Source organism: Isoptericola sp. b515, assembly GCF_030588125.1.
Classification (GTDB): Bacteria; Actinomycetota; Actinomycetes; order Actinomycetales; family Cellulomonadaceae; genus Isoptericola; species Isoptericola sediminis.
In genome coordinates this window covers 592,599-613,719 of sequence record NZ_JAUQYR010000002.1, presented here as the reverse complement: position 1 = coordinate 613,719, position 21,121 = coordinate 592,599, and the positions used below count along the sequence as shown (strand labels likewise).

The window sequence follows — 21,121 nt, the reverse complement described above, 5'->3', positions numbered from 1 at the left end:
ACCGACGCCGCGCCGGGACGGTGCACGACCGTCACACGGCGACGGCGTCGAGCTCGGCCGCGAGCCCGGGATCGACCCGACCGCGCAGCCGCGTGCCCTCGGCCAGGTACTCCTCGTCCGTGAGCTCCCCGTGCTCGTGGACGCGGTGCACCAGGTCGCCGCGGGAGTAGGGCACGACGAGGTCGATCTCCACCGCCGGACGCGGCAGGGCGTCGGCGATCAGCTCCTTGAGCTCGGCGATCCCCTCCCCCGTGTGCGCCGACACCACGGCGGTGCGGCGCTCGCGCCGCTGGATCCGTCCCACGGTGACCGGGTCGGCGAGGTCGGCCTTGTTCAGCACGACGATCTCCGGGAGGTCCTCCACGCCGGGGATGTCCGACAGCACCTCGCGGACGGCGTCGATCTGGCCCTCCGGGTCCGGGTGGGAGGCGTCGACGACGTGCAGCAGCAGCGCGGCGTCGCCCACCTCCTCGAGGGTCGAGCGGAACGCCTCGACGAGCTGGTGCGGCAGGTGACGGACGAACCCGACGGTGTCGGCGAGCGTGTACAGCCGACCGTCCTCCGTGCGGGCACGCCGCACGGTGGGGTCGAGCGTGGCGAACAGCGCGTTCTCCACGAGCACCCCGGCGTCGGTGAGGACGTTGAGCAGCGAGGACTTGCCCGCGTTGGTGTACCCGGCGATCGCGACGTTCGGCACCGAGTGCCGACGACGCTCGAGGCGCTTGGTCTCGCGAGCGGGTGCCATCGCGGCGATCTCCCGGCGCAGCTTCGCCATCCGGTTGCGGATCCGGCGCCGGTCGAGCTCGATCTTCGTCTCACCCGGGCCCCGCGAGCCCATGCCGGCGCTCGCGCCGCCGACCTGGCCGCCGGCCTGCCGGGACATCGACTCGCCCCAGCCGCGCAGGCGGGGCAGCAGGTACTCGAGCTGGGCGAGCTCGACCTGGGCCTTGCCCTCCCGCGACTTGGCGTGCTGGGCGAAGATGTCCAGGATCAGGGCCGTCCGGTCGACGACCTTGACCTTGACGACGTCCTCCAGCGCACGCCGCTGGGACGGGGCGAGCTCGGTGTCGACGACGACGGTGTCGGCCCCGTTCGCGGCCACCATCTCGGCGAGCTCGACGGCCTTGCCGGACCCCAGATAGGTGCCCGGGTCGGGGTTGGCGCGCTTCTGCAGCAGGCCGTCCAGCACCTGGGACCCGGCGGTCTCCGCCAGGGCGGCGAGCTCGCGCAGCGAGATCTCGGCCTCCCGGGAGGCTGCCTCGCCGCCGGTGTGGAGCCCGACGAGGACGACCTTCTCGAGCCGCAGCTGGCGGTACTCGACCTCGGTGACGTCGTCGAGCTCGGTGGACAGACCGGTGACCCGGCGCAGCGCCGAGCGCTCGGCCAGGTCGAGCTGGTCGCCGTCGTAGGCCGAGTGCACGGTCCCGCCCTCGGCCCGGGCCGTCCCGGCCCTCGCGAGCACGCGCGCGACGACGTCGTTCGCGATCGACTGCGCGTCCCGGGGCTCCTCGGCGGCGGGCCCCGTCGCGGTCTGCTCGGGGTCGGTGGGGGTGTGGGTCAAGTCGTTCCTCTCGCTGGCTTCGGCGGGTACAACAAGGATCCCACGCGGTTTCGTCCCGACGAAGCGGATTACGATTCCCCCCGTGAGCGACCACTACTTCACGGCCCGCCCGGCGTCCGACGACGAACGACGCGGCGTCGTCGTCCACCTGGCCGGCCAGGACGTGACCGTGGAGGTCGCCCCCGGGATCTTCTCCCCCGGCGGTGTCGACAAGGGCACCCGGATCCTGCTCCACGAGCTGCCGCCGGCACCCGCGGGCGACCTGCTGGACCTCGGGTGCGGCTGGGGCCCGATCACGCTCACCGCGGCGCTCGAGAACCCGGTGACCACCGTCTGGGCCGTCGACGTCAACGAGCGCGCCCTGGACCTGGTGCGCCGCAACGCCGACCGCCTGGGCGTCGCCGACCGCGTCCGCGCGATGGCGCCCGACCAGGTGCCCGACGACGTGACCTTCGCCGCGATCTGGTCGAACCCCCCGATCCGCGTGGGCAAGCAGGTGCTGCACGACATGCTGCACCGCTGGCTGCCGCGGCTCGCTTCGCCGTCACCACCCGACGGGGGCGCGTGGCTCGTCGTGCAGAAGAACCTGGGCGCCGACTCTCTGGCCCGGTGGATCGAGACCGAGCTCGGGCTGGCGACCCGGCGTGCGGCGTCGTCGAAGGGGTTCCGCATCCTGCACGTGACGCGCTGAGGTCCGGGCCACCCGCGGCGCGTCACCACGGGCTCCCGCTGCGGTCAGGCGGCGAAGGCCGGGTACCCCGTCGGCTCCGTCTCGCCGCCCCAGGCCTCCGTGGCCCAGCGTGCCGCGGCGCCGCACGTGGCGGCGAGCTCCGGCATGGCGGTGCGCAGGTTGACGGCGGCCCACCGCCACCGCGACGTCATCAGCTGCCGGTAGGACGGCGACCGCCCCGCCGGGCCGACGTGCTCGCGTCCGGCCAGGGTGCTGTCCAGGAGCCACCCGGTCATCGCCAGGACGTAGGCCCCGCTCGCCCGCTCGACCTCGCGCTGCCACCCCTCGTGAGCGACGAGGCCCGGCGCGGACACCTCGAGCCCGGCGGTGAACTCGGCGAGCAGGGTGTCGGTCAGCCCGGCAGGCGGGTCGAAGACGCACCAGCAGGTCGCGAACGGCAGCATCGTGTAGGCCGCGACGAACGCCGGGGGCTGGACGACCGTCCCCTCGAGGTCGAGGAACCACCACCCGTCGGGCCGCAGCACGGCGTTGTCGGGGCAGCTGTCGGACGGGGCGAGCACGACCGGGCCGCTCCCGGCGGTGAACGCCGTGGCAACCTCCCGCGCCTCGGCGTGCAGCCGGTCGATGCGCGCCGCACCGCCCAGCAGCTCGCCCAGACGCGCGGCACCCCGGGTCACGTGCTCGACGACGTCCCACGGTCGCGCCCCCAGGAGCTCGCGCGCCTCGTCGACCTGGTGACGGCCGCTGCCCGCCAGTCGTCCGAGCTCCCGGGCCCAGCCGGACGCACCGGACCAGGCGGCCTCGCGGTCGGCACCCAGCAGCAGGTCGGCCAGCGTCGGCGGGTCGCCGAGGTCGGACATCACGAGCAACCGCTGGGCGCCGTCGGCCGCGACCAGGTCGGGCGTCCGGTCGAGCAGGGTCAGGCCGGTCCGCTCGCGGTCGTAGCCGCCGTCGTCCTCGCCGTGGAACTGCTTGACCACGACCGTGCTGCCGGCGTCGCCGCCGACGCGGCACCGCAGGACCGTCGACCGCGCCGAGCCGCCGAGGTCCTCCGGGTCGAGCAGCTGCGCGCCGAGGAGGGTCGAGGCCGCCTGCGCGACCTCGGCGACGTCCGTCACGACAGCTCGACCTCACCGGTGAACACGAGCTCCGCGGGACCGGCCAGCTCCACGTGCCCTCCGTGCAGCAGCCGGACGCGGACCTCGCCGCCGGGCACCTCGACGAACCAGGTCGACGGCACCCCGTGCGGGTCCTCGACCCCGTGGGCCGCCCAGGTGCGCACCGCGAGCGCCGCCGCGCAGGCACCCGTCCCGCAGGACCGCGTCTCACCGACACCCCGTTCGTGGACCCGCATACGGATCCGCCCGACGGTGCCGCCGTCGGGCCCCGGCTCCTCGCCGAGCGGGACGACGAGCTCGACGTTCGTGCCGTGCGGCGGGACGGGTTCGACCGCGGGCGGGCGGGCGAGGCCCAGGGCGGCGAGCTCGGCGACGTCGGACAGCGCCACGACGGTGTGCGGGTTGCCGAGGTCGATGCTGAGGCCGGGACGGGGGGCGTCCCACCCCGGGGTCAGGACCATGGCGTCGGCGCCGGCCGCGGCCGAGTCCGGGCCGCCGGACAGGGACCAAGGCCCCATGTCCACGGCGTACCAGCCGCTCGGCTCGCGCCGGACCCGCTTGACGCCACCCCGGGTGCCGAGCGCGAGCTCGCCGCCGCCGGACAGGTCGACGAGGCCGAGCTGCTCGGCGAACGCGGTGAAGACGCGCACGCCGTTGCCGCACATCTCGGCGCGGCTGCCGTCACCGTTGCGGTAGTCCATGAACCAGATGGCCTCCGGGTCCTCGGCGAGGACGGCGTCGGCGACCTCCTCCCCCGCCCGGGCGAGCGCCGCCGTCGGGGCGAGCCGGATCACGCCGTCGGCCCCGACACCGCTGCGGCGGTCGGCGAGGCGACGCACCTGCTCGGCCGTGAGGTCCATCTCGCCGCGGGTGTCGGCGAGGAGCACGAAGTCGTTCTGCGTGCCGTGCCCCTTGGTGAAACGTACGGTCATGAGCCCAGACTACGGCGCACGGGTCGGTCCTCCGGGACCGGCAGCTCGTCGGCGTCGGCGGCCCGGACCAGGGCCAGGGCGTCCTCGACCAGGGTGGGCGACCCGGCGTCCAGCCAGTGCACGCGCGGGTCGCGCCCGAACCACCCCATCTGCTTGCGGGCCAGCCGGCGGGTGTTGGTCACGACGGCCTCGCGCGCCTCGGCCTCGGTGAGGTCACCGGCGAACCAGCGCAGCAGCTCGGCGTAACCGACGGCGCGGGCCGCCGTCGTCCCGAGCCCGCCGCCGGTCCCGCCCTGCGCGGGCGAGGCCAGCGAGCGGACCTCCTCGACCAGCCCGGCGGACCACATCCGCTCCACCCGGCCGGCCACCCGGGCGTCGAGCACGGGCCGGTCGCAGTCCAGCCCGATCTGGACCGCGGGACGCACGTACTCCTGCCGCGGCAGGTTCGCGGTGAACGGCCGACCGGTGATCTCGACGACCTCCAGGGCACGCACGAGACGGCGGGTGTTCGCCGGGCCGATGGACTCGGCCGCGCCGGGGTCGAGACGGGCCAGCTCGGCGTGCAGCGCACGGGGGCCCTCGGTCTCGGCGCGTTCCTCGAGCCGGGTGCGGACCTCCGGGTCGGTGCCCGGGAACTCCATGTGGTCCAGCAGGGCACGCACGTACAACCCCGAGCCGCCGACCACGACCGCCCGGGCCCCGCGCGCGGCGACGGCGTCCAGGTCCGCGCGGGCCGCCGTCTGGTAGCGCGCGACGGAAGCGTCCTCGGTCGGGTCGAGCACGTCGAGCTGGTGGTGCACGATCCCTCGTCGCTCGGCCGGTGGCACCTTGGCCGTGCCGACGTCCATGCCGCGGTAGAGCTGGAAGGCGTCGGCGTTGACGATCTCCGCCGGCGCCGACGGGCGCGACAGCGCCTCGGCGAGGTCCAGGGCGAGGTCCGACTTCCCGGTGGCGGTGGGTCCCACGACGGCGACGATCACGGACCCACGGTACGACGCGGGGGGTGGGGGCCCGACGCCGTTAGGCTCTGCGGGTGCTGCTGCTGTCCACCCTCGCCGTGAGCCTGCTGTCGGGGCTCGTCCCGGTCGTCAGCATCGAGGTCTACCTCGGGGGTGTCGCGGCCGTGACGGACGTCAGCGCGGTCCCCGGCCGGGCCCTGGCGCTTGCGTTGGTGGCCGGCGTCGGGCAGACGGTCGCCAAGATGGTCTGGTACCTCGGCGCGGCCCGCTCCATGGAGACCCGCTGGGTGCGCGACAAGCTGGCGGTCGGCCGGCGCCGGGAGACCTTCGACCGGTGGCAGCGGCGGATCGCGGGGCGCCCGTGGCTGAGTGCCGTCGTGCTCCTGGCCGCGGGCGCGGTCGGGTTCCCGCCGCTGATGATCATGGCCGTCGTGGCCGGCTCGCTGCGGGTGCCGTGGGCGGTCTTCGTCCCGACGGTGCTCGTGGGCCGCACCGTCCGCTTCTGGCTGCTGCTCGAGGGCGTCGGCTGGTTCGCCGGAGGCTGAGTCAGTCGCCCCAGGTGACGACGTCGTAGGCGTCCGGGAGGTGCCCCCCGCCCGGCTCGGCCACCACGCGCACGGTCGCGGTCCAGCCGTGCCGGGCGGCGAGCTCGTCGAGCACGCCGCGGACCGCCGGCGCGCAGGCCGTCGGCCCGGCGGCCGCGTCCTCGGGATCGCCGCCGGCGACCACGAGCGCGTCCAGGCCGGACAGCTCGCCGAGGCCGTAGCCCACCGCGGCGTGGTCGTCGCCGGCCAGCTGCACCACGTGCGCCCGACGGGCGGCCTGCTCCCCCACCACCGCGGCCAGGGTCAGCAGGGCGACCGAGGCCGGCACCTGGGCGGTCGGGACACCGGCGGCGATCAGCTGCCCCGGCAGCCAGCGGTCGGCGACGCCGGCGGCGGCCAGGGCCGGGCGGCGGATCCCGGCGGAGCTGCGCGACGCGGGCGCGAGGACGCCCCAGCGGTCCGGCGGACCGCCGTGCGGGCCACGGACCGCGGCCAGGGCCCGCGACACGGCGGCGCGGACCGCCGTCAGCGGCCGCGCGTGACCGGCGGCGCCGGGGACCAGGAGCGGGGTCGCGGGCAGGACGACGGCACGGGTGGGCACGTTGCCAACCTACCGGGACGTGTAGCGTGGGAGGTGTGAGGTTCTTCGGGTCGCGCCGGATCGCCAGATCGTCAGCTGCATCGCGTGAGGAGCCCCTCGACGCTGACCTGTTGCGCAGCGACGTCGAGAACGTCCTGCTGGACGGGCCGGTCGGGCAGGTCGCCGGTGCCGCACCTCGGCCGGTGTCGCGCGAGCGCGTCAGCGCCTGGCTGGACGCCTCGGGGTTCACCTACACCGTCGACAACGACGGCGACCTCGGGGGCATCTGGCACGGCCGGGTGTTCTCCTTCCTCGTCCTGGGCGACGACGGGGAGGTCGTCCAGGTGCGCGGGCAGTGGCACCGCCAGGCCACGATCGAGCGCCTCGGGGAGATCCTCGAGGTCTGCAACGCCTGGAACGCCGAGCGCATCTGGCCGACGGCGTACGCACGGGTGCGCGACGACGGCACGGTCGTGGTCTGCGCGGAGGTCACCACGAGCCTGGAGCACGGCGCCACCGACGACCAGCTCGCCCAGGTCCTGGAGTGCGGGCTGTCCACCGGGGTGATGCTCTTCGAGCACCTGGACTCGGTGTTCCCGGACCCGCTGCAGGTGACACCGTGACGGGGCCGCTGCGACGGGCGGCGACCGTGGTGCTGCAGGCGGCGCGGCGCCGACGGGCCGACGACCCCGGACCGCCGGCCGCCCGCCCCACGCCGGTGACCGCCCGGCGGATCGGCGCCGACCTGGCGCGCCGCGGCTACCGGTTCCGCACCGACGACGACGGTGACCTCACGGGCACGTGGGACGGGCACCGCTTCTGGTTCCTGCTCCTCGGCGAGGACGGCGAGATCCTGCAGGTGCGGGGTCGCTGGTCCGGCTCCGTGCCGGAGAGCGCGCGGCCCGCGGTGCTGCAGGCGTGCAACGACTGGAACCGGGAACGGATCTGGCCGAAGGTCTACACCCGCGCCGAGGGGGGCGGACTGGCCCTGTACGGCGAGGTGTCGGTCGACCTGGAGCAGGGCGCGACCGACGACCAGCTCGCCGAGACGCTGTCGTGCGGTCTGGTGACGACGTCGCAGTTCTTCGTCGGGCTCGCCACCCTGGTGGGGCCCGAGGCCGAGGACTGAGGCCCCGGCCCGCCGGGGTCAGCGACGCAGCGTCGGCATCCCCAGCGTGACCGGGCCACCGGGCTCGCCGCCGTGGCCGTGGTCGTCGTGGCCCCCGCCGAGCCGCGCGGTCTCGCGCTGGGCCCAGGCGTCGCCGGACCGGGTGCGACGCACCGCGTAGGTGCCGCCGTCGAGCGCCGAGTCGGCGATCAGGTGGTGCGGTGCGGCACGGGTCACCTCGACGGTCACCATGTCGCCCGGGCGCGGCAGGGACGGGTCGAGCGCGCCGACCTCGGCCAGTCGCGGGTCCTCGAGCGAGACGGGCTGGTCGGCGAGGCCGCCCTCGGGCAGCACGCCGGCGGGCACCGCGAGGTGCACGAGCCGGTTGTCGGGCGCCCGTCCGGACAGCCGGTGCGTGGCGCCGTCCTTCTTCCCCGATCCTTCCGAGACGAGCACCTCGAGGGTGCGGCCGGTCTGCCGGGCCGACTCCTCGGCGCTGATCCGCTCCTGCAGGGCGAGCAGTCGGTCGAACCGCTCCTGGACGACCTCCTTGGGCAGCTGGTCGTCCATCTCGGCCGCCGGCGTCCCGGGGCGCGGGGAGTACTGGAACATGAAGGCCGAGCTGAACCGCGACTCCTCGACCACGCGCAGCGTCTCGGCGAAGTCCTCCTCGGTCTCGCCCGGGAACCCGACGATGATGTCGGTGGTGATCGCGGCGTCGGGCAGGGCGGCGCGCACCCTCTCCAGGATGCCGAGGAACTTGGAGGAGCGGTAGCTGCGCCGCATCGCGCGCAGCACCCGGTCCGAGCCGGACTGCAGGGGCATGTGCAGCTGCGGCATGACGTTCGGGGTCTCGGCCATCGCCTCGATGACGTCGTCGGTGAAGGCGGCCGGGTGCGGCGAGGTGAAGCGGACGCGCTCGAGCCCCTCGATCCGTCCGCAGGCCCGCAGGAGCTTGGCGAACGCGCCCCGGTCGCCGAACTCGACGCCGTAGCTGTTGACGTTCTGTCCCAGCAGCGTGACCTCGACGGCGCCGGCGTCCACCAGGGCCTGCACCTCGGCGAGGACCTCGCCCGGACGGCGGTCGCGCTCCTTGCCGCGCAGGTGCGGCACGATGCAGAACGTGCAGGTGTTGTTGCAGCCCACCGAGATGGACACCCAGCCGGCGTACACCGACTCGCGCCGCGTCGGCAGCGTCGAGGGGAAGACCTGCAGCGACTCGGCGATCTCGACCTGGGCGGCCTCGTTGTGCCGTGCCCGCTCGAGGAGCACCGGCAGCGCGTCGAGGTTGTGCGTGCCGAAGACGACGTCGACCCACGGGGCCTTGTCGACGATCTCGCCGCGGTCCTTCTGCGCCAGGCAGCCCCCGACCGCGATCTGCATCCCGGGCCGCTCCGCCTTGAGCCCGGCGAGCTGGCCCAGGTTGCCGTAGAGCCGCGTCGCGGCGTTCTCGCGGACCGCGCACGTGTTGATGACCACCACGTCGGCGTTGCTCGTCGCCTCGTCGGCGGCGGTGGCACGGGTGTACCCCGCCTGCTCGAGCATCCCGGCCATGTGCTCGGAGTCGTGGACGTTCATCTGGCACCCCAGGGTGCGGACCATGTACGTCCGTCCGGCCCCGTCGGAGGGCAGGGACGTGGCGGTCTCACGGGGCGAGGGCATCGTGGTGGACATCGGTTCCAGGGTACGGTCCCGCGCGCCGCGGATCCGCCGTCGCAAGGTTGCCGATTCCCGGCTTTCCGGACAGTCGTTATCGAACCGTTGCCGACTCGGCGCGTGCTCGCACCCCACCGAAACGATCCACTGGTTAGGTTCATGACATGGATCACAGCGGAACGGCACCGGCGGACGACCAGCAGCCGCCGGCGGACGACTCGCACCTGGGCGCCCCCCTCGTCGAGCTCAGCGGGGTCGACAAGTACTTCGGCGACCTGCACGTGCTCCAGGACATCGAGCTGACCGTGCGGCGCGGCGAGGTGCTCGTGGTCATCGGCCCGTCGGGCTCGGGCAAGTCCACGCTGTGCCGCGCCATCAACCGGCTGGAGACGATCGACGGCGGCGAGATCCGGATCGACGGCCAACCCCTGCCCGCCGAGGGGCGGCAGCTCGCCCGGCTGCGTGCCGACGTCGGCATGGTGTTCCAGGCGTTCAACCTCTTCGCCCACAAGACGGTGCTCGACAACGTCACGCTCGGCCCCCGCAAGGTCCGCGGGCTGAGCAAGTCCGACGCCGAGGAGGAGGCCTTCAAGCTCCTCGACCGCGTCGGGGTGAAGAACCAGGCCGCGAAGTTCCCCGCCCAGCTCTCCGGCGGCCAGCAGCAACGCGTGGCGATCGCCCGGTCGCTGGCCATGCACCCCAAGGTGATGCTCTTCGACGAGCCGACCTCGGCCCTCGACCCCGAGATGATCAACGAGGTGCTCGACGTCATGGAGCAGCTCGCCAAGGAGGGCATGACGATGATCGTCGTCACCCACGAGATGGGGTTCGCCCGCAAGGCGGCCGACCGCGTCGTGTTCATGGCGGACGGCCAGATCGTCGAGGAGGCCACGCCCGAGGAGTTCTTCCACCACCCGCGCAGCGACCGCGCCAAGGACTTCCTGTCGAAGATCCTCACCCACTGATCTTCATCACGGCATCACCGGCACCACCGACGAAAGGACGCATCATGCGACGCACACGCACCACCGGGGTCATCGCCCTGGCGGCCACCGCCGCACTGACCCTGGCCGCCTGTTCCTCCGACGACGGCGGCGAGACCGACACCGGGGGCGAGACCACCGACACCATGGAGGAGGAAGGGGCCGGCGGCGAGGGCGTCACCATCGGCATCAAGTTCGACCAGCCGGGCCTCGGGTTCATGGACGGCGACACGCCCTCCGGCTTCGACGTCGACGTCGCGAAGTACGTGGCGGGCGAGCTCGGGTACTCCGAGGACCAGATCGAGTGGGTCGAGGCCCCGTCCGCCCAGCGCGAGACGCTGCTGTCGACCGGCCAGGTCGACATGATCTTCGCCACCTACTCGATCACGGACGAGCGGCGCGAGCAGGTCTCGTACGCCGGTCCGTACTTCGTGGCCGGCCAGGACCTCCTCGTGGCGGCCGACAACACCGACATCACCGGCCCGGACACCCTGGACGGCAAGAACCTGTGCTCGGTCACCGGTTCGACGTCGGCCCAGCGCATCAAGGACGAGTACTCCGAGGGCGTCAACCTCCTCGAGCAGCCCGGGTACGCCGAGTGCGTCACCGCGCTCACCTCGGGTCAGGTGGACGCGGTGACCACCGACGACATCATCCTCGCCGGCCTGGGGGCCCAGCCCGCCAACTCCGGCCAGGTGAAGGTCGTGGGCAACACCTTCTCCGAGGAGCGCTACGGCGTCGGCATCCCGCAGGACTCCGACCAGTGCGAGGACATCAACGCGGCGCTGCAGCAGATGATCGACGACGGCTCGTGGCAGGAGTACATCGACTCCGCCACCGAGGGCACCGGCTACACGCCGAACCAGGACCTCAACCCGCCGGAGTTCGACCCCTGCGACATGTGACCGACCACTGAGAACGGATCGGGCCCGCCGCGCCACGCAGCGGGCCCGATCCGGTGCCGCCGGAGTCCCGGCGACACGTCTCTGCCGCGACCGAGCCGAAGGAGCGTCCGCCGCGTGGAGGAGTACCTCGACATCATCCGCCAGTACGACGTGCTGGGGGCGTTCTGGGTCAACATCCAGCTCGCCTTCTGGGCGGCCGTGCTCTCCCTGGTCCTGGGGTCGGTGCTGGCCCTGTTCCGCATCTCCCCCATCGGCAGCCTGCAGTGGGCCGGCACCACCTACGTCACGATCCTGCGGAACACCCCGCTGACGATCATCATGGTGTTCATGGTCCTCGGGGCCTGGGGCCAGCTCGAGCTCACCCTGGCGACCGACTTCACCCTCAACTTCTTCTGGCTCGCGGTCGTGGGGCTGTCGATCTACCACGCCGCCTTCGTGTGCGAGGCGATCCGGTCCGGCGTCAACACGGTGCCGGTCGGGCAGGCCGAGGCGGCACGGTCCATCGGGCTGTCGTTCCTGCCCTCCGCCCGGCTGGTCATCCTGCCGCAGGCGTTCCGCGGCGCGATCGCGCCGCTCGGCAACGTCCTCATCGCCCTCATCAAGAACACCACGGTCGCCGCGGCAGCCTCGGTGACGGAGACCTCCTCGGTGATGCGGACGATGATCGAGTTCCGGCCCGACTACATCTACGCGATCTTCTTCACCTTCGCGATCGGCTACGTCATCCTCGTGACCCCCGTCGGCCTGCTGTCGACCTCGTTCTCGCGTCGACTGGCGGTGTCCCGATGAGCGCCCAGACCGTCCTCTTCGACGCGCCCGGCCCCCGCGCCAAGCGGCGCATCCGGGTCGGCAACGTCATCGGCGCCGTCATCGTCGGCGGCATCGCCGCCCTGCTGCTCGCCCGGCTCGGCGACAAGGGCCAGCTCGACCCTGACCTGTGGCTCGCCGCCGTGGACGCCGACGCCTGGCGGTTCTACTACTGGCCGGGATTCCTCAACACCATGCGGGCGGCCGCCGTCAGCATCGTCGGCGCGTTCGCCTTCGGCCTGCTCTTCGGCGTGGGCCGGCTCTCCACGCTGCTGCCGGTGCGCGTGGTGTGCGGCGCCGTCGTGGAGTTCTTCCGCGCCGTGCCCGTGCTGCTCATGATGGTGTTCTTCTGGTTGTTGCTCGCCAACGCCGGCGCCGACTCGCCTTCCTTCTGGGGCGTGGTCATCGGCCTGGTCCTCTACAACGGGTCGGTCGTGGCCGAGCTGGTGCGGTCCGGTGTCCACGGGCTGCCGTCTGGCCAGCGCGAGGCCGCGCTGTCGACCGGACTGACCCGGGGTCAGTCGCTGCGGTCGGTCGAGGTCCCCCAGGCCCTCATCGCCATGCTGCCCGCGCTGCTCTCCCAGCTCGTCGTCGTGCTCAAGGACTCCGCGCTCGGCGCGATCATCACCTACCGCGAACTGCTGCAGGAGGCCCGGCTGCTCGGCTCCGGCGAGGGCAACATCCTGCAGACCCTGGCCGTCGCCGCCGTGCTGTTCATCCTCATCAACTGGAGCCTGACGAAGGTGGCCGAGCGGCTCGGGAACTCCTTGCGGCGCACCTCCGGACGGACCGGGACGATGGCTGCCGGGCTCGACGCCGGTGTCGGGGTGGGTGCGACGGCCCAGGCGGCCGAGCGTCCGCACGGGGTCGACGAGGGACCCGAGGCCGGACCGGCGGATCCTGGCAAGCCGGGTCGCTGGGGCTGACGGCCGCTCGGGCGGTCCCCCGAGCGCTCCCGCGACGCCGGTCGTGCGGTGCCGGTGGGCATAGGGTGCCGCCGGGATCGCGTGGCCGAGACGCCGGGGTGAGCCGCTGGGTCAGTCGTCGAGGGAGATCAGGTCGTCGAGATCCTCGGACTCCCCCTCGGCGGCCAGGGCGTCCTTGACGGCGGCGAAGGCGACCGAGGGGTTGTGCCCCTTGCGGCTCAGCGCACCGACGGCGCGCCGGACGCGTCTGTCCCGGTCGAGTCCGCGGGTGCGGGCCACGTGCTTGCGGGCGAGCTCGGCCGCGGCCGCACGCTCGTCGTCGCCGTCGATCTGCTCGAGCGCGGCGGTCGCCGTCTCGGGGTCCACGCCGCGGCGCTGGAGCTCGGCCGAGATGGCTCGACGCGCCTGGCCCCGTTCGGTGTGCCGCGTGCGCACGATCATCTCGGCGTACACGGCGTCGTCGACGAGGCGGACCTCCTGGAGCCGGTCCAGAACGTGCTCGGCGACGTCCTCGGGGTAGCCCTTGCGGGCGAGGGACCGGGCGAGCTCGGCCCGGCTCTTCGGCGCGGCGGTCAACGTGCGCAGCACGGCCTCCCGCGTGAGCTCCGTGGCCTCGTCGCGCGTGATCTGACCGGCCTCGAGGCGCTCGCTCACGCTCGGTCGGCGGCGACCGTCCTTCCGACGACCGCCCGCCGACCGTTCCTCCGCGCGTCCGGTGCTCAGAAGGGCGCCTTCTTGCTCTTGGCGCTCGACCGGCTCGTGCTCTTGGTCGCCGCGCCCGCCTTGGCGGGTGCCTTCTCCTCGTCGCCGGCGGCGACGGACGTGGCCTCGGCCGCCGGGGCGTCCCCGTCCGCCGGGGCGTCGAGCTTGGCCCCGACGCCGAGCTTCTCCTTGATCTTCTTCTCGAGCTCGTTCGCCAGGTCGGGGTTGTCCCGCAGGAACGACCGGGCGTTCTCCTTGCCCTGGCCGAGCTGGTCGCCGCCGTAGGTGAACCACGAACCCGACTTGCGGACGAACCCGTGCTCGACGCCCATGTCGATCAGGCCGCCCTCCCGGGAGATGCCCACGCCGTAGAGGATGTCGAACTCGGCCTGCTTGAACGGCGGGGCCATCTTGTTCTTGACGACCTTGACGCGGGTGCGGTTGCCGACGGAGTCGGTGCCCTCCTTGAGGGTCTCGATCCGGCGGATGTCCATGCGCACCGAGGCGTAGAACTTCAGCGCCTTGCCACCCGTGGTGGTCTCCGGCGAGCCGAAGAACACGCCGATCTTCTCGCGCAGCTGGTTGATGAAGATCGCCGTGGTGCCGGAGGAGCTGAGCGCACCCGCGATCTTGCGCAGCGCCTGCGACATCAGACGGGCCTGCAGGCCGACGTGGCTGTCACCCATCTCGCCCTCGATCTCCGCCTTGGGGACCAGCGCCGCGACGGAGTCGATGACGATGATGTCGAGCGCCCCGGAGCGGATCAGCATGTCGGCGATCTCCAGCGCCTGCTCACCGGTGTCCGGCTGGGAGACGAGCAGGGCGTCGGTGTCCACGCCGAGCTTCTTGGCGTACTCGGGGTCCAGGGCGTGCTCGGCGTCGACGAACGCGGCGATCCCGCCGTTCTTCTGGGCGTTCGCCACCGCGTGCAGGGCGACGGTCGTCTTGCCGGAGGACTCCGGGCCGTAGACCTCGACCACGCGGCCCCGGGGCAGGCCACCGATGCCGAGGGCCACGTCCAGGGCGATGGAACCGGTGGGGATGACGTCCACCGGGGCCCGCCCCTCCTGGCCGAGACGCATGACCGAGCCCTTGCCGAAGCTGCGGTCGATCTGGGCGAGCGCGGCCTCGAGGGCCTTCTCACGGTCTTCCGGTCCAGGCATGTCGGTCACCTTCGTGTTCTGGGCGCGGCCGCGCGCCTTCGGTCTGCTGCTCATGTCGACGACGACGCTACGCCCCGCCACCGACACGCCCCGCCCGAGCCGGTCGCGCTGTGGACGAGCGACCCACGAGGCCTTCCTGTGGACACCCTAGCCGAACATCTGTTCGACGTCAGCGTCCGCGGCGCGGCGTGTCGACACCGGGAGGCGCCGCGGTCAGCGGGCCGGCGGCGCCTGCCGGTGCCGGTCCGTCCCCCACCGCTCGGCGTCCGGGACGTCGAGGGCGTCGCACAGGGCGTGCCAGACGTCGCGGGGGTCCGTCCCCGCGTCGAGCGCCTCGGCCGGGGTGCGGTCCCCGAGGCGGGGCAGGACCTGCTCCCGCACGAGCGTGCGGCCGTAGGCACGGCCGAACACCTCGTCGACGAGCTGGGCGAAGTCGGAGTAGAGCACCCGCCCAGCGTGCCACGACCACCGGCCTGTCGGTGCCCGGGTGCACCATGGGCTGGTGGCCACCGACCCGCTCGCCCGTTTCTCCCCCGCGACCCGGGCGTGGTTCACCGATGCGTTCGCCGGCCCCACGGCGGCGCAGGAGGGCGCGTGGCGTGCCGTCGAGGAGGACCGGCACGCGCTCGTGGTGGCACCGACCGGTTCGGGCAAGACGCTCGCGGCGTTCCTCTGGGCGATCGACCGCCTCACGGCCGCCCCGCCGCCGCAGGACCCGACGCAGCGCTGCCGGGTGCTGTACGTCTCCCCCCTCAAGGCGCTGGCCGCCGACGTCGAGCGCAACCTGCGCGCCCCGCTGACCGGCATCCGGCGGGCCGCCGACCGGCTCGGGACCGACACCCAGGACGTCCGTGTCGGCATGCGCACCGGCGACACCCCCGCCTCCGAACGCCGGTCGTTCGCCACCCGTCCCCCGGACGTGCTCGTCACGACCCCCGAGTCGCTCTTCCTCGTGCTGACCTCCGCGGCGCGCGCCGGCCTGGCCGGGGTCGGCACGGTCATCGTCGACGAGATCCACGCGCTGGCGGGCACCAAGCGCGGGGCGCACCTGGCCGTCAGCCTCGAACGGCTCGACGCGCTCCTGCCACGCCCCGCCCAGCGCATCGGCCTGTCCGCCACGGTGCGGCCCGCCGACGAGGTCGCGGCCTTCCTCGCCGGGAGCCGACCGACCACCGCCGGGGGCCGGGAGGTTGCCGTCGTGCAGCCGCCGTCACGCAAACGCTGGGACCTGGACGTCGCCGTCCCGGTCCCGGACCTGACGGATCTGGGCGGGGACGACGAGCCCGACCTGTCCGGGGCGGCGAGCGGCCCGCAGCGCCAGGCATCCATCTGGCCGCACGTCACCGACCGGGTGGTCGACCTCGTCAGCGACCACCGGTCCACGCTGGTGTTCACCAACTCCCGGCGCGGGGCCGAACGCCTCACCGCGCGGGTCAACGAGACCTGGGCCGAGCGCCAGGGACTCGCGACCCCCGACGCCGGAGCGGAGCAGGCGGCCCAGACCCCCGGCCAGTCGGGCACGGCCGCCGCCCTCGACGCCGCGGCACCGGTCCTGGCGCGGGCCCATCACGGGTCGATGAGCCGGACCGAGCGCACCCGCACCGAGTCCGACCTCAAGGCCGGTCGGCTGCCGGCCGTGGTCGCGACGTCCTCGCTGGAGCTGGGCATCGACATGGGGGCCGTGGACCTCGTGGTGCAGGTCGGGTCCCCGCCGTCGGTGGCCAGCGGGCTGCAGCGCATCGGCCGGGCCGGGCACCAGGTCGGGGCCGTCTCTCGCGGTGTCGTGCTGCCCACGCACCGCGGTGACCTCGTCCCGGCGACCGTGGTCACCCAGCGCATGCGCTCCGGCGACATCGAGCCGTTGCGGATCGTGTCGACGCCCCTGGACGTGCTGGCCCAGCAGGTCGTCGCGGCGCTCGCCGTCGACGACTGGGACGCGGAGGCCCTGCTGCGCACGGTCCGCCACGCCGCGCCGTTCGCCGCGCTCGGTGACGCCACCTGGCACGCCGTGCTCGACATGCTGGCCGGGCGGTACCCCAGCGAGGAGTTCGCGGAGCTGCGTCCGCGGATCGTGTGGGACCGGGCCGCCGGGCGGCTCTCGGCGCGTCCGGGTGCCCTGCGGCTGGCCGCCACGAGCGGCGGGACGATCCCCGACCGCGGGCTGTACGGCGTGTACCTGGCCGGTGAGGAGGCCGGCCGGGGCGGCAAGCGCGTGGGCGAGCTCGACGAGGAGATGGTCTACGAGTCCCGGGCGGGCGACACCTTCACCCTCGGGTCCTCCACGTGGCGCGTCGAGGAGATCACCCCGGACCGCGTGCTGGTGACCCCGGCCCCGGGGCAGCCCGGCCGGCTGCCGTTCTGGAAGGGCGACGCGCCGGGGCGGCCGGCCACGCTCGGGCGCGCCGTGGGCGCGTTCCTGCGGGAGACCGACGAGCTCCTCGCGGCCGACCCGCCGAGCGGTCGCGCGCACCTGCGCGACGCCGGGCTCGACGACTGGGCCGCCGACAACCTCGCGGGCTACCTCACCGAGCAGCGCGCGGCGACCGGGCGGCTGCCGGACGACCGCACCGTGCTCGTCGAGCGGTTCCGCGACGAGCTCGGCGACTGGCGGGTGGTGATCCACTCGCCCCTGGGGGCGCGGGTGCACGCCCCGTGGGCGCTGGTCGTCGCGGCCCGGCTGCGCGAGCGGCTCGGCACCGACGTCGCCGCCATGCCCGCCGACGACGGCATCGTGCTCCGCCTGCCCGGTGACTCGCCCTGGGACCTCGAGGCCGCCCAGACCCGGCCGGAGATCACCACGGACGACCTGCTCGTCGACCCGGAGGAGGTCGACGCCGCCGTCCGCGCCGAGCTGGGTTCGTCGGTGCTGTTCGCCTCCCGCTTCCGCGAGGCGGCCGCCCGCGCCCTGCTGCTGCCGCGGCGTCGGCCGGACCGGCGAGCCCCCCTGTGGCAGCAGCGCCAGCGCGCCGCGCAGCTGCTGCAGGTGGCGTCGGCGTACCCCGACTTCCCGATCATGCTCGAGGCGGCCCGCGAGTGCCTGCAGGACGACTTCGACGTCGCCTCCCTGCGCACGCTCATGGCCGACCTCGCGGCAGGCCGGGTCCGGTTGGTCGAGATCTCCACCGACGGTCCCTCGCCGTTCGCCCGGTCGCTCCTGTTCGGGTACACCGCGCAGTTCCTGTACGACGGCGACGCGCCGCTGGCCGAGCGGCGGGCCGCGGCCCTCTCGCTGGACCCCACCCTGCTGGCCGAGCTCCTCGGCGAGCAGGGCGCCACCGACCTGTCCGACCTGCTCGACCCGGAGGTCGTCGAGCGGACCGAGGCCGAGCTGCAGGGGCTGGCCACGGACCGCCGGGCGCGGGACGCCGAGGCCGTCTGGGACCTGCTGCGCCGCACCGGCCCGCACCCGCTCGAGGAGGTGCGTCACCGCACGGCCGAGGACGCCGCCCTCGCCGTGCCGGACTGGCTGGCCGACCTCGAGCGGGACCGCCGGGTCATCCGCGTCCGCCTCGCCGGCGCCGAGCAGTGGGCGGTCGCCGAGGACGCCGCCCGGCTGCGCGACGCGCTCGGGGTGGCACCACCCGCCGGGCTGCCGGACGCCGTGATGGCGCCGGTCGACGACCCGCTGGCCGACCTGCTGCGACGCCACGCCCGGACGCACGGCCCGTTCACCGCCGCCGAGGTCGCCCACCGCTTCGGGCTCGGTGTCGCCGTGGCGACCGGGGTGCTGACCCGTCTCGAGCGCGACGGCGCGCTCGTGCGCGGTGCGCTGCGGCCGGAGGCCGTCGGCGGGACCGGGGACGAGTTCTGCGACCCGCAGGTGCTGCGCACGCTGCGGCGGCGCAGCCTGGCGGCGCTGCGGTCCGAGGTGGAACCGGTCGAGCCGGAGACGCTCGGCGTGTTCCTGCCGCGCTGGCAGGGCGCCACCGGTCCGCGGCTGCGCGGCAGCGACGGCCTGCTGCGGGCCGTGGAGCAGCTGGCCGGCGCCGCGGTCCCGGCGTCGGCGCTGGAGACGCTGGTGCTCCCGGCCCGCGTGACGGACTACTCCCCCGCCCTCCTGGATGAGCTGACCACCACCGGGGAGGTGGTCTGGGCCGGACACGCCGCGCTGCCCGGCACGGACGGCACGGTGAGCCTGCACCTGGCCGAGGACGCTCCCCTGACCCTCGCGCCGCCCGCCCCGCTGGGGCCCGAGGGGACCCTGGACACCGACCTGCACCGCGTGCTGCTCGACCTGCTCACGTCGTCGGGCGGATACTTCCTGCCCCGCCTCGTCGAGCTGGCCGACGCCCCGGCCGGCGAGGTGCTGGAGGCGCTGTGGGACCTCGTCTGGGGCGGCCACGTGACGAACGACGGCCTCGCGGTGCTGCGTGCCCGGCTCGGCGCGGGCGGCGGGGCGCACCGGGCTCCCCGACGTCCGGCCCGCGCCCGGCCGGTGCGCCGGTCGCGCTTCGCCGTCGCCCGCCCCGTCGTGCCACCGGCCGGCGGGGGCCGCTGGTCCGGCCTGCCGGCGCGCGAGCAGGACCCGACGGTCCGGACGCACGCGCTGGCCCAGGTCCTGCTGGACCGGCACGGGGTGCTGACGCGGGCCGTCGCGCCCTCGGAGCACGTGACCGGTCAGTTCCGCGAGGTGTACCGGGTGCTCACCGGGCTCGAGGAACGCGGAGCGGTCCGTCGCGGCTACTTCGTGGAGCGGCTGGGCGGTGCGCAGTTCGCGCTGCCCGGGGCGGTCGACCGACTGCGCGTCGACGCCGCCGACCGCGAGCGTGTCCGGGACGACCCCGACGCCTCCCCGTCGGGACTGCTGCTGGCCGCGACGGACCCCGCCAACCCCTACGGCGCGGCGCTGCCCTGGCCGGCGACCACCTCGGCGGGCGACGACGGCGGCGGGCACCGCCCCGGACGCAAGGCGGGCGCTGTCGTCGTCCTCACCAACGGCGAGCCGGCGCTGTACGTCGAACGGGGCGGACGCACGCTGCTGTCGTTCACCACGGCTCCGGACGCGCTGGCGGTCGCGGGAGCCCTCCTCGCCGACCATGTCCGGCGCGGGCACCTCGGCCGGCTGGTGGTCCAGCGGCTCGACGGCGTCCCGGCCCTGGAGGCCGCCAAGGAACGCTCCGCGGCGGCGGAGGCCCTGCTCGACGCCGGGTTCACGGTGACGCCTCGCGGGCTGAGGGTGGCGGTCTGATGCCCGAGGGCGACGTCCTGCGGCTCACGGCCGAGCGTCTCGACCAGGCGTTGCGAGGTCGGCCGCTGGTCCGCGCCGAGCTGCGCTGGCCGGGGACGGGAGGCACCGACCTCACGGGCCGGACGGTGACGGGGTGCGTCTCCTACGGCAAGCACCTGCTGACCCGGTTCGACGACGGCCGCACCCTGCACACCCATCTGCGGATGGAGGGGTCCTGGCGCGTGGTGGCGACGAGCGACCGTGCCGCCGCGGCCCGCCATCCCGAGGTCCGGGCGGTGCTCGCCACCGCACGGTGGACGTGCGTCGGGTGGCGGCTCGGGATGCTGGACCTGCTGCGGACCCACGACGAGCCCCGGCTGCTGGCACACCTGGGCCCGGACGTGCTCGGAGCGGACTTCGGCACGGCGGGTCTGACCACGGCGCTGGACCGCTGGCACCGGCAGGGGGACCGCCCGTTGTGCGACGTGCTCCTCGACCAGTCGGTCGTGGCAGGAGTCGGCACGATCTGGATGGCGGAGTCGCTCTTCGACCGCCGGATGCACCCGTGGGCGCCCGCCGACTCCCTCGACGACGAGGAGGTCCGGGCCCTGCTCGTGACCGCGCGCCGACTGGTCGGACGCAGCGTCGACGTCGGGCGACGTGAGGGCCTCGGTGAGGTGCCGCGCGCGGTGCACGGCAAGCTGGGTCACCCGTGCCGGCGGTGCCGGACACCGGTCGCCGTCGGGCAGGCCAACGAACCGCCGTACGAACGGCCGGTGTTCTGGTGCCCCACCTGCCAGGCGGTCAGCCGACCGGCGTGAGGTCCTCGCGCTCGACGGTTCCGCGCGAGAGCATCCCGGCGAGCACGTCCGTGGGGATGGTGTCGGGGACGAGCAGCCCCTCGGCGACCGCGATACGGTCGCTGACCTCGCGCAGCACGAGGGACAGCGGGATGTCGAGAGCCTCGCAGATCGAGGCCAGCAGCTCGGAGGAGGCCTCCTTCTGCCCGCGTTCGACCTCGCTCAGATAACCCAGCGAGACCCGTGCGGCCGAGGACACCTCACGCAGGGTGCGCCCCTGACGCTGCCGCGCGTCGCGCAGCACGTCACCGATCTCCTGTCGCAGGACGACCATGTCACGCCCCCTTCCTTCCGCCGGCACCCCCTGACGAGGGTTGGCACTACCGTACCCCGACGCACGCGGGGCGCGTCGCCCGGGAGTCGCATCGATACCGCTTCGTGGCCTGTTGGCGATCACACCTGCCCAACGCACGACACCACGGCCGTGTTCCCGACGCACCGGGTCGTCCAGGATCCCC

At 74.1% G+C, this 21,121-nt stretch carries 21 protein-coding genes; 11 read left to right on the top strand and 10 right to left on the bottom strand.

All coding sequences use genetic code 11. The features are described from left to right. Window positions 1-31: 31 nt before the first annotated feature. The gene (hflX, locus tag Q6350_RS08570; protein WP_369810837.1) at window positions 32-1,561 is read right to left on the bottom strand and encodes a GTPase HflX; all 1,530 of its coding nucleotides are present in this window, start codon (window positions 1,559-1,561) and stop codon (window positions 32-34) included. A 73-nt stretch (window positions 1,562-1,634) separates the two neighbouring features. Between hflX and Q6350_RS08565 the strand changes: the two genes are divergently transcribed. Continuing rightward, entirely contained in the window at window positions 1,635-2,252 is a 618-nt protein-coding gene (locus Q6350_RS08565) for a class I SAM-dependent methyltransferase (protein ID WP_304603814.1), read from the top strand. Window positions 2,253-2,296: 44 nt separating this feature from the next. Here the strand turns inward: Q6350_RS08565 and Q6350_RS08560 are convergent, their stop codons facing one another. The 3 genes from Q6350_RS08560 to miaA are packed head-to-tail and all read right to left on the bottom strand — an operon-like array spanning window position 2,297 to window position 5,282. Beyond that, window positions 2,297-3,370 (bottom strand): hypothetical protein, encoded by a 1,074-nt coding sequence (locus tag Q6350_RS08560; RefSeq protein WP_304607376.1) that lies wholly within the window; start codon window positions 3,368-3,370, stop codon window positions 2,297-2,299. Next, entirely contained in the window at window positions 3,367-4,302 is a 936-nt protein-coding gene (gene dapF / locus Q6350_RS08555; RefSeq protein ID WP_305065943.1) for a diaminopimelate epimerase, read from the bottom strand. Before dapF ends, Q6350_RS08560 begins: the two co-directional genes overlap by 4 nt. Continuing rightward, a complete protein-coding gene (gene miaA / locus Q6350_RS08550) occupies window positions 4,299-5,282 on the bottom strand; it encodes a tRNA (adenosine(37)-N6)-dimethylallyltransferase MiaA (protein WP_304603704.1) in 984 nt (327 codons plus the stop codon). Before miaA ends, dapF begins: the two co-directional genes overlap by 4 nt. Window positions 5,283-5,335: 53 nt before the next feature. Here miaA and Q6350_RS08545 point away from each other — a divergent pair, with 53 nt between their 5' ends. Then, window positions 5,336-5,806 (top strand): hypothetical protein, encoded by a 471-nt coding sequence (locus tag Q6350_RS08545; protein WP_304607374.1) that lies wholly within the window; start codon window positions 5,336-5,338, stop codon window positions 5,804-5,806. Window position 5,807: 1 nt separating this feature from the next. Here the strand turns inward: Q6350_RS08545 and Q6350_RS08540 are convergent, their stop codons facing one another. Next, entirely contained in the window at window positions 5,808-6,407 is a 600-nt protein-coding gene (locus Q6350_RS08540) for a hypothetical protein (protein ID WP_304607373.1), read from the bottom strand. Between the two features lie 110 nt (window positions 6,408-6,517). Here Q6350_RS08540 and Q6350_RS08535 point away from each other — a divergent pair, with 110 nt between their 5' ends. Further along, a complete protein-coding gene (locus Q6350_RS08535; protein WP_304603702.1) occupies window positions 6,518-7,009 on the top strand; it encodes a YbjN domain-containing protein in 492 nt (163 codons plus the stop codon). Beyond that, complete coding sequence (locus Q6350_RS08530; RefSeq protein WP_370375375.1) at window positions 7,006-7,515, top strand: YbjN domain-containing protein; 510 nt, start codon at window positions 7,006-7,008, stop codon at window positions 7,513-7,515. Before Q6350_RS08535 ends, Q6350_RS08530 begins: the two co-directional genes overlap by 4 nt. Before the next feature lie 18 nt (window positions 7,516-7,533). Here Q6350_RS08530 and miaB read toward each other — a convergent pair whose 3' ends face one another. Further along, complete coding sequence (gene miaB, locus Q6350_RS08525; protein ID WP_305065942.1) at window positions 7,534-9,168, bottom strand: tRNA (N6-isopentenyl adenosine(37)-C2)-methylthiotransferase MiaB; 1,635 nt, start codon at window positions 9,166-9,168, stop codon at window positions 7,534-7,536. Window positions 9,169-9,314: 146 nt separating this feature from the next. Here miaB and Q6350_RS08520 point away from each other — a divergent pair, with 146 nt between their 5' ends. The 4 genes from Q6350_RS08520 (at window position 9,315) to Q6350_RS08505 (ending at window position 12,771) form a co-directional block, all read left to right on the top strand. Further along, on the top strand, window positions 9,315-10,115 hold the full coding sequence (locus Q6350_RS08520) for an amino acid ABC transporter ATP-binding protein (protein WP_171247773.1): 801 nt from the start codon (window positions 9,315-9,317) through the stop codon (window positions 10,113-10,115). A gap of 44 nt (window positions 10,116-10,159) precedes the next feature. Then, window positions 10,160-11,038 (top strand): glutamate ABC transporter substrate-binding protein, encoded by an 879-nt coding sequence (locus tag Q6350_RS08515; protein ID WP_304603700.1) that lies wholly within the window; start codon window positions 10,160-10,162, stop codon window positions 11,036-11,038. A gap of 114 nt (window positions 11,039-11,152) precedes the next feature. After that, window positions 11,153-11,827 (top strand): amino acid ABC transporter permease, encoded by a 675-nt coding sequence (locus Q6350_RS08510; protein WP_304603699.1) that lies wholly within the window; start codon window positions 11,153-11,155, stop codon window positions 11,825-11,827. Beyond that, on the top strand, window positions 11,824-12,771 hold the full coding sequence (locus tag Q6350_RS08505) for an amino acid ABC transporter permease (protein ID WP_304607372.1): 948 nt from the start codon (window positions 11,824-11,826) through the stop codon (window positions 12,769-12,771). Before Q6350_RS08510 ends, Q6350_RS08505 begins: the two co-directional genes overlap by 4 nt. Window positions 12,772-12,882: 111 nt before the next feature. On the opposite strand, the gene Q6350_RS08500 is transcribed toward Q6350_RS08505, so the two are convergent. Both Q6350_RS08500 and recA read right to left on the bottom strand, forming a co-directional pair. Further along, window positions 12,883-13,425 carry a regulatory protein RecX gene (locus Q6350_RS08500; protein ID WP_305065941.1) on the bottom strand — a complete coding sequence of 181 codons (543 nt, stop codon included), beginning with the start codon at window positions 13,423-13,425 and terminating at the stop codon, window positions 12,883-12,885. Between the two features lie 65 nt (window positions 13,426-13,490). Beyond that, the gene (gene recA / locus Q6350_RS08495) at window positions 13,491-14,636 is read right to left on the bottom strand and encodes a recombinase RecA (RefSeq protein WP_304603812.1); all 1,146 of its coding nucleotides are present in this window, start codon (window positions 14,634-14,636) and stop codon (window positions 13,491-13,493) included. Here recA and Q6350_RS08490 point away from each other — a divergent pair. Next, window positions 14,635-14,787 (top strand): hypothetical protein, encoded by a 153-nt coding sequence (locus Q6350_RS08490; RefSeq protein ID WP_171247778.1) that lies wholly within the window; start codon window positions 14,635-14,637, stop codon window positions 14,785-14,787. The genes recA and Q6350_RS08490 overlap by 2 nt on opposite strands. Before the next feature lie 62 nt (window positions 14,788-14,849). Here the strand turns inward: Q6350_RS08490 and Q6350_RS08485 are convergent, their stop codons facing one another. Then, the gene (locus Q6350_RS08485; protein WP_171247779.1) at window positions 14,850-15,083 is read right to left on the bottom strand and encodes a DUF3046 domain-containing protein; all 234 of its coding nucleotides are present in this window, start codon (window positions 15,081-15,083) and stop codon (window positions 14,850-14,852) included. Between the two features lie 55 nt (window positions 15,084-15,138). Here Q6350_RS08485 and Q6350_RS08480 point away from each other — a divergent pair, with 55 nt between their 5' ends. Then, window positions 15,139-19,824 (top strand): ATP-dependent helicase, encoded by a 4,686-nt coding sequence (locus Q6350_RS08480; protein ID WP_305065940.1) that lies wholly within the window; start codon window positions 15,139-15,141, stop codon window positions 19,822-19,824. Continuing rightward, window positions 19,824-20,624, top strand: coding sequence for a DNA-formamidopyrimidine glycosylase family protein (locus Q6350_RS08475; protein ID WP_305065939.1), 801 nt, complete (start codon window positions 19,824-19,826; stop codon window positions 20,622-20,624). Before Q6350_RS08480 ends, Q6350_RS08475 begins: the two co-directional genes overlap by 1 nt. Here Q6350_RS08475 and Q6350_RS08470 read toward each other — a convergent pair. Then, on the bottom strand, window positions 20,608-20,937 hold the full coding sequence (locus tag Q6350_RS08470) for a helix-turn-helix domain-containing protein (RefSeq protein ID WP_304603694.1): 330 nt from the start codon (window positions 20,935-20,937) through the stop codon (window positions 20,608-20,610). The two genes, Q6350_RS08475 and Q6350_RS08470, sit on opposite strands and share 17 nt — an antisense overlap. Window positions 20,938-21,121 lie beyond the last annotated feature (184 nt).